The organism is Streptomyces sp. NPDC005374 (assembly GCF_042872225.1).
Lineage (GTDB): Bacteria > Actinomycetota > Actinomycetes > Streptomycetales > Streptomycetaceae > Streptomyces.
The window spans coordinates 1-1,235 of record NZ_JBIAKA010000045.1; the positions used below are offsets into that span (position 1 = coordinate 1).

Genomic DNA, 1,235 nt, shown 5'->3' on the forward strand with positions numbered 1-1,235 from the left:
GGGGGCGACGACGTCGATGGTGTTGGCGGTGAGGCGGAAGCGGTCGCCGAGGTCGGAGAGGCCGACGACGACGGCGGGGCCTTGGGCGGCGTTGAAGACGAGGCGGACGGGGTCTTCGCGGCCGCCGATGGACAGGGGGTGGATTTCGCAGCTGGGACGGTGGGCGGCGATGGTGGGGCACACTTCGAGCATGTGGGCGCCGAGGACGCGGGGGGTGCCGGGGCCGAAGTGGTAGGTGTAGTCCTCCATGAAGCTGGTGCCTCCGGGTTGTCCGGCGGCCATGACTTTCATGGTGCGGAGCAGGGCGGAGGTTTTCCAGTCGCCTTCGCCGCCGAAGCCGTAGCCGTCGGCCATGAGGCGTTGGACGGCGAGGCCGGGGAGTTGGCGCAGGCCGCCGAGGTCTTCGAAGTTGGTGGTGAAGGCGGTGAAACCACCTTCGGTGAGGAAGGTGCGCAGGCCGAGTTCCTGGCGGGCGGCGTAGACGAGGGAGTCGTGGCGGTCACCGCCGGGCCGCAGGTCGGTGACGACGTCGTACAGGTCGGTGTATTCGGCGGCGAGTTCGCGGGCGGCTTTGTCCTCTACTGCGTCGACGACGGTGACGAGGTCGTTGACGCCGTAGGTGTTCACCGAGTAGCCGAACCGCAACTGGGCTTCGACTTTGTCGCCTTCGGTGACGGCGACGTCGCGCATGTTGTCGCCGAAGCGGGCCAGGCGCAGGGTGCGGGAGGCGTGGCGGCCGGCGGCGGCGCGGGCCCAGGCGGTGATGCGGCCGGTGACGCGGGTCTCGGTGGCGTGGCCGGCGACGATTTTCCGGTTGACGCCCACCCTTGCTTCGATGTGGGCGAATTCGCGGTCGCCGTGGGCGGCCTGGTTGAGGTTCATGAAGTCCATGTCGATGCTGGGCCAGGGCAGGGACAGGTTGTGCTGGGTGTGCAGGTGCAGCAGCGGCCGGTCCAGGGCGGACAGTCCGGCGATCCACATTTTGGCCGGGGAGAAGGTGTGCATCCAGGCGATCACGCCGATGCAGGTGTCGGAGGCGGAGGCTTCCTGGCACAGCCGGCGGATCGCTTCCGCGTCGGTCAGGACCGGCTTCCACACGATGCGGACCGGGATCTGCGTGTTCGCCTCCAGCAGGGCGCAGATCTCCCGGGACTGCGCGGCCACCTGCTCCAGCACATCATCACCGTACAGACCCTGACTCCCCGTCAGAAACCAGATCTCCTGGCTCGGGAAGG

Annotated in this window: 1 protein-coding gene; it reads right to left on the reverse strand. The window is 68.6% G+C overall.

Annotation, left to right across the window (positions count from 1 at the left end; all coding sequences use genetic code 11):
* Nucleotides 1-1,235, reverse strand: a 1,235-nt coding sequence (gene araA / locus ACFYRX_RS46735; protein ID WP_389113563.1) for an L-arabinose isomerase, incomplete at both ends; no start/stop codon positions are given.